This window comes from Candidatus Binatia bacterium (assembly GCA_036382395.1).
Taxonomy (GTDB): Bacteria; Desulfobacterota; Binatia; order HRBIN30; family HRBIN30; genus JAGDMS01.
In genome coordinates, this window is sequence record DASVHW010000162.1 from 1 (window position 1) to 6,635 (window position 6,635).

A 6,635-nucleotide genomic window follows, 5' to 3' on the forward strand; every position below is an offset into this window, starting at 1 on the left:
AATGACGTGGCTGACAACCAGGCAAGATCTTCTGGGTCGTTCTCGTTTCATGCCGCCTCCCCGCTCAATCATGCGAAGGTCTTTTTGCCATATAACTGACGAAAGTCAAGTAGAAAGCACCGGCGGCCTCTCTCCGATCGCCGGCGAAACTGCAACTCGAGTTCAGGAGGGGGAGCGCGGGACCGTTTCTCGGACTGCAAACGTTGGCGTGGTCAGGCTTGACAGACCGGCCAAGTGGTCCGTCATCTTGCAGGAATTGACTGAAATGTTTGAATCGACGGCAGGTCGTCGCCTCATCAATTGGCCGCCACGCACCCGGCTAGTCTACCGATGTTTCCTCCCAAGATTGCGCTGCCTGGCAGGCTGTCTGCCTCGGAGACGAGACAGAGAAAGTGAGAACGATGATCAAGCTATCTTGGCTCCCACACTGGCGGGCCTACATTGTCACCTCCGTTTTCCCCTTCTCACAATTGGTCGGCTGCTTTGACGGTGGGTTCCCGACTCCCCGGCGACCCGCCGATGGCACCCGTACTCTGGTTGAGCATCTCGCCTTGTGCCGTGAAACAGGCGTTGCGCAAGGCGCCATCGGCACCGTCACCCAATCTCCTTGCTGCGTCGGAAGTGCCGGGGTATGCTCCGTAGCCTCGAACGCAGTATGAAATTCCTCCTTCAGAACCACAGCAGCTATGCTCGCAATGGTGACCGCCCAGGACTGCAGCGACCGCAGTGGGCATACGCGCCACCAGAACGCGCGGACAATGAGCCGACGGAGGTGGGCACCGTTGAACGGTCGGTGATCGATGAGATCATCCACGAACAGGAGCAGACGGGAATCGATATCATCACTGACGGCCAGGTCGGCTGGCATGATCCGATATCGCACTTCATGGGGGCGCTCGAAGGGGTACGGATCAACGGCTTGCAGCGCTACTTCGACACCCAATTCTATTTTCGCCAGCCGGTGATCACCGCGGCGCTGCGTCGGCGCAACCCCCTCGTTTGCGGCGACTTCGTCAAAGCACGCCACGCATCGCGCCTGCGCGTCAAACCGGTGCTGCCCGGCCCGTACACCCTGGCCCGGTTGTGCATGATCGAGTCCGGGCCGTATGCCACCGTCACCGCGCTGGCCGTGGCACTGAGCGAAATCGTGGCGGCTGAGGTGAGTGACCTCGCACGCGAGGGCGCCCAGATCATTCAGCTGGAGGAGCCGGCCATTCTCTCCCGCCCTACCGACATTCGGCTGTTGCGGCACCTGCTGGAACCGGCATGGGACGCCCGCGGCAGTGCAGAACTGATGGTGGCAACATACTTCGGTGATGCCGAGCCGCTTTACGCTCAGCTCAACTCGTTGCCCGCCGACGTTCTGGCCCTCGATTTCACCTGCAGTCCGAAGCTGGCCGAGGCCATTGCCTCCACCGGCTCCAGCAAGGTGCTGGCGCTCGGCTTGATTGACGGGCGCAACACGCGGCTGGAGGATCCGCACGCCGTGGCAAGCCAGATTGAAACCATACTGAAGCAGTACGTGCTCGACACCGCCCACTTGCTTCCCTCGTGCGGGTTGGGGCACTTGCCGCGTAACGTTGCCCGGGCCAAACTGGAGTTGTTGGCTCGTACCCGGCAGCAGTTGCATGTGTTTTCATGACACACGTCGGATTGCGGTCTGAAGACCCGCACGGCAGAAGAAGCGATGGTAAAGCCGCGCAACATGGGAGAGGCAACTCGGCTGGTGTGCGGAGCAACCTCAATGCGGAGTGGACAAGCGGGAATGAATCGTAGTGATCTGAGTGCGCTCTTTGATCAGCTGGCATTGCGAGGCAACCAGGTGGTGGTGCATGCGTCGCTCTCCAGCTTCGGCAACATCGAGGGTGGCGCACTGGCGGTGTGCTCAACCCTGCTCGAAGCGGTGGGCGACAGCGGCACCGTGATGATGCCGGCCTTCACCTGTGCCGAGACCTGGCCCAGGCCTGAGCCTGGCCAGCCCCGCAGCCGCCCGGTGGCCTTTCACGCCGACATCTCGGTGAGCAAGGAGGTCGGCACCATCGCCGAGGCCTTCCGCCGCTTGCCCGGGGTGCTGCGCAGCAGTCACCCGACGCACTCGTTTGCGGCGTGGGGCCGCCACGCACGCGAGGTGCTGTCGACGCAGCGCGACAACAACCCTTTCGGCCCTTTGAAGAAAATCAACATCATGCAGGGACACGTGCTGCTGCTGGGCACCTCACTGCAGTCGGCCACTATCCTTCATGTGGCGGAAGAGCGCTTCGGTGTTCCGTATCTCAACCGCGGCACCGCGGTTCGCCTGAACGCCGCCGGCTACGATGAGCGCGTCGTGCTCGAAAACCTGCCCGGTTGCAGCGCCGCCTTCATCAAGTTGGAGGACCGCCTCGACCCGGCCAAGGTGAAGTCCGCCCCGTTGGCGCGTGGCACAGCCCGGAAGATCGCCGTCCGCTACCTGATGCAACTAGCGACCGCAATGCTGGACCGTGATCCGCGCGCCTTCGTCTGTGACCAGCCCGATTGCCTCAATTGTGCCGCCAAGCGCGCCGCCCTTGCGGATATCGAGCCCAAGACGCCGCCCGCAGGCCTCAGCACTCCGTAACTACGCCGCGTCATCCATCCAGGCACGGCCGAGCGGGAGTTTGCGCCCGCGCACGGTGGCCAGCACGTAGGGACCCTGGGGCAGCACGGTAACGTGCGCCTCTGAACCGTGGCGCTCCAGAGCCCGGACAAGCGCCGCTTCCACCGTGGCGGCCGGCGTCGCCAACAGCCCGCGCACCGTCTCGGCCGGCAGCCCTTCGGTGACCAGCACCACCTCCGCCTTGCGCAGCACCTGACACAGGTGCTGCACCATCCACTGATCGACCCGGAAGAACCCGGGCGCCGTGATGCGCGCCATGAAGTCATCGTTGCCGCGCGTGGCCCGCAAGAGTTCCTGGAAATCCTCGCTCCCGATGCCCTCGCTGAGTGCCGCGGCCAGGATGATCGTGCCGCCGCGGCGCACGACGTTGAGCGCGCCGGTGAGACCCTTGATCGACTGGTAAAAGGTCGCGTCCAGCGGATAGCCGCCGGCGGAGGTGATGACGATGTCGGCGGGGCGGTCGAGATCGACTCGCACCTCGCATTCGACCGCCCGCATGCCGGCTTCGTGCGCGCGTTCGATGTCGCCGCCGAAGACCCCGGTGACTTGCCGGGCCCGGTCGACCGACACGTCGACGAGGAAATCGACCCGCGCCAGGCGCGCAATCTCCAGCAGATCTTCGTGAAACGGATTGCCGTCGATGATACCCGGTCCGACGTTGGATTCGAGCATGGCCGGACCGTGCGCGCTGCGCATCGTCTCCACGCCAGCGAGGCCGGGCGCAACCCCTTTGCGGCCGCCTGAATACCCCGCCATCAAGTGCGGCTCGATCAAACCGGTCACGATCTTCACATCGCTATCGACGAAGCCGCGATCGAGCCAGACCTCGGTCCCGCGCCGCGTGCGCCCGAAATGCAGGTGCTCGTCGGCGTTGCGCGCGATGTGATTGCGGAAACGGTAGTGTTCGACCAGCTCGGCGCTGGTCATCTCCACCAACTCCGCGCGCGTGTTGGGCCGGTGCAAGCCGGTCGCCACGAGGATTTCTATACGGCTGCGGTCGATGCCGGCTCCTTCCAGCGTCCGCAAGATCGGCGGCAGCACGATCGCGTTCGGCACAGGCCGGGTCTTGTCCGAAATCACCACCACCGCATCGCAACGACCGCGTGCTAACTCCGCCAGCGGCCGCGCCTCAATCGGGGCGCGCAACGACTGTGTCACCGCGGCCACCGGATCGGCCAGCGGCAGGCCCTTCGCCGGTTCCGCCACCGAAACCTGCAGGTCATTCGGGAGCCGTACCTTCAAGCCGGTCCGTCCGTAGTCGAGTCGAATCTCCATCCTGTCCTAAATCTACTGCGTATCGGCCGCGGTGACAACGCGCTCTGCCGAGCCCAGAGAAGCTCCGCGGCGCGCTTGACCGCCGTGCCGAGGGTAGTTAAGAATCGGCTTACGAATTAAAGCGTCGCGTCCTGGCGTCGGCGTCGTGCACGTCTGGCGGGTCTCGGGACCCTTGATATCGTGAAGATTTTTTGGTGCCGAGCGTCTATCACGCGACAACCGGGTCGGCCGTGGGCCGCCGGATGATTTCGAACGAGGAGAGGACTTGAGCCGATATGGATGCCGGGATCACAGCCATCAACGAGCGAGTCAAGGAAGAAGCGGCGTGCCTATACCGTCTGCGCGAGGAAATCGGCCGCATCATCGTCGGCCAGCGCTATCTGGTCGATCGCTTGATGATCGGGCTACTTGCCAACGGCCATGTGCTGTTGGAAGGCGTCCCCGGACTCGCCAAGACGCTGTCGGTGAAAACCCTGGCCCAGTCGATCAACGCCAGCTTTCAGCGCTTGCAGTTCACCCCCGATCTGCTCCCGGCCGATCTCATCGGCACGCTCATCTACAACCCACGCGAAGGGGTCTTCACCACCAAGAAGGGGCCGATTTTCGCCAACATCATTCTGGCCGATGAAATCAACCGCGCCCCCGCGAAAGTCCAGAGCGCGCTGCTCGAAGCCATGCAGGAGCGCCAGGTGACGATCGGCGACGAAACCCATCCGCTGCCCGATCCATTCCTGGTTTTGGCCACCCAAAACCCGATCGAGCAGGAAGGCACCTACCCTCTCCCCGAGGCACAAGTGGACCGCTTCATGTTGAAGCTGTCCATCACCTATCCTTCGAAGCAAGAGGAGCGGCAGATCCTCGACCGCATGGCTTCAACCCATCGCCGCGACGGCGCCAGCCCGGTCATCGACACTGCGGACGTCCTACGCCTGCGCACCTTGGTCGACCAGATCTACCTCGATGACAAGATCAAGGACTACATCATCGACCTCGTGTTCGCGACGCGGGACCCGTCGGCCTACAAGCTCGATCTGCAGCGGCTGATCCAGTACGGCGCCTCGCCGCGCGCCACGCTGTACCTCACGCTGGCCGCCAAGGCGCACGCCCTTCTCCAGGGACGTGGCTACGTCACGCCGCAAGACGTCAAGTCCATCGGACCCGATATTCTGCGCCACCGAGTCATCGTCACCTACGAGGCGGAGGCCGAAGACATCGATGCCGACGCCGTCGTCAAGAGCGTCTTCGACGGAGTGCCGGTACCGTGAAGTCGTGATGCGTGAGCCGTGAACCCTCGAACCCTCGAACCCTGATCTTCCATGTTGACCTCCGAGCAGATCAAAGCGGTGCGCAAGATCCAGATTCGCACCAGCCACCTGGTCAGCGACCTCTTCGCCGGGCAGTACCACAGCGTCTTCAAAGGGCACGGCATGGAATTCGCCGAGGTCCGTCACTACCTCCCGGGTGACGACATCCGCACCATCGACTGGAACGTCACCGCCCGCACGGGCGTGCCGCACGTGAAGCGCTTCGTGGAGGAGCGGGAATTGACGGTGATGCTGTTGGTCGATACCAGCGCCTCGACGCACTTTGGCACCGTCAAGCAACTGAAGAGCGAGATGGCCGCGGAGATGGCCGCCCTGTTCGCCTTCTCCGCCATCACCAACAACGACAAGGTTGGTCTGGTGATGTTCAGCGACCATGTCGAGTTGGCGCTGCCGCCAAAGAAGGGCACCCGCCACGTCCTCCGCGTCATCCGGGAAGTCCTGTCGTTCTCACCGCAGGGCCGCGGCACGGACATCTCCGCTGCGCTGGAATATCTGAATCGCGTCACCAAACGGCGTTGCGTGACCTTTGTGATTTCCGACTTCCTCGACACGCGGGCGCGGCTGGCACTCAAGATCGCCAACCGCCGTCATGACGTCATCGCCGTGGTCTTGGACGATCCCCGCGACCTGGCGTTGCCGGACGTTGGTCTGATCGCCCTGCAAGACGCCGAGAGCGGAGAACACATACTGCTCGACACCGGCGACAGCCTCGTGCGGCGCGAATTCGAGCAACGCGCCGAGGCCGCACGCCGCGAGCGCGACCGCATGCTCCGCGGCATCGACGTTGATGCCGTCGTTCTGCGCACGGACCGCTCCTACACCGAAGCCCTGCTCCGCTTCTTCCGCATGCGCGAGCGCCGGCACTAGAACGATGGACCGCCCGTTTCCATCCGCTCATCCGCACGCAGGTCCCCGCTCCCTCGGGGCAGTGTCGATAAACGCGAGTGGCCCCTCGATACGGCCCCTGAGAAAATGGGGCCTACTCGGGGTGAACGGGGAAAACCCTCTGAAATCAACATGGAGCCGCTCGCCCCGAGTAGCCGCCCTCTTCTGGCGGCGTATCGAGGGGTGCCCGCTGGGCGAAAATCGACAGTCCCCCTGGGAGAGCGGACGGATGAGGGCAGCCATCGCCGCGGCGACTCTTCTCACCCTTGTCCTCGTCGCCGCCCCCACTTTCGCCACCGACCCCGCGCCCGACGCCAACGCCCCCATCACCGTGCAGGCCCGCGTCGACCGCAGCCGGATCACCATCGGCGACCCGATCCGCTATACCGTGGAAGTCTCGGCCACCGCCGACACCGAGGTTATGATCCCGGTGTTCAGCGGTGCTCTTGGTGATTTCACTATCAGTGATTTTGGGGAGTTGCCCACGCGCAAAGAGAACGGTCGAATCATCACGG

The 6,635-nt window shown here is 63.7% G+C and carries 6 protein-coding genes; 5 read left to right on the forward strand and 1 reads right to left on the reverse strand.

Translation table 11 applies throughout. The features are described from left to right. Positions 1-772 precede the first annotated feature (772 nt). Complete coding sequence (locus VF515_07585) at positions 773-1,642, forward strand: hypothetical protein (GenBank protein HEX7407498.1); 870 nt, start codon at positions 773-775, stop codon at positions 1,640-1,642. 123 nt (positions 1,643-1,765) lie between these two features. Continuing rightward, positions 1,766-2,596, forward strand: coding sequence for an AAC(3) family N-acetyltransferase (locus VF515_07590; GenBank protein ID HEX7407499.1), 831 nt, complete (start codon positions 1,766-1,768; stop codon positions 2,594-2,596). Here the strand turns inward: VF515_07590 and larA are convergent, their stop codons facing one another. Continuing rightward, positions 2,597-3,910, reverse strand: coding sequence for a nickel-dependent lactate racemase (larA, locus tag VF515_07595; protein HEX7407500.1), 1,314 nt, complete (start codon positions 3,908-3,910; stop codon positions 2,597-2,599). Positions 3,911-4,185: 275 nt separating this feature from the next. Between larA and VF515_07600 the strand changes: the two genes are divergently transcribed. The 3 genes from VF515_07600 to VF515_07610 all read left to right on the forward strand — a co-directional run. Continuing rightward, positions 4,186-5,175 carry a MoxR family ATPase gene (locus tag VF515_07600; protein HEX7407501.1) on the forward strand — a complete coding sequence of 330 codons (990 nt, stop codon included), beginning with the start codon at positions 4,186-4,188 and terminating at the stop codon, positions 5,173-5,175. 51 nt (positions 5,176-5,226) lie between these two features. Continuing rightward, positions 5,227-6,102: a DUF58 domain-containing protein gene (locus VF515_07605; protein HEX7407502.1), complete on the forward strand. Its 876-nt coding sequence runs from the start codon at positions 5,227-5,229 to the stop codon at positions 6,100-6,102. Positions 6,103-6,349: 247 nt separating this feature from the next. Then, positions 6,350-6,635, forward strand: a 286-nt coding sequence (locus VF515_07610) for a hypothetical protein (GenBank protein ID HEX7407503.1), incomplete at its 3' end; no start/stop codon positions are given.

Excerpts from the sequence above, each read along its gene's own strand:
- VF515_07590 (HEX7407499.1), top strand. The coding sequence starts at position 1,766 with ATGAATCGTAGTGATCTGAGTGCGCTCTTTGATCAGCTGGCATTGCGA.
- larA (HEX7407500.1), bottom strand. The coding sequence starts at position 3,910 with ATGGAGATTCGACTCGACTACGGACGGACCGGCTTGAAGGTACGGCTC.
- VF515_07600 (HEX7407501.1), top strand. The coding sequence starts at position 4,186 with ATGGATGCCGGGATCACAGCCATCAACGAGCGAGTCAAGGAAGAAGCG.
- VF515_07605 (HEX7407502.1), top strand. The coding sequence starts at position 5,227 with ATGTTGACCTCCGAGCAGATCAAAGCGGTGCGCAAGATCCAGATTCGC.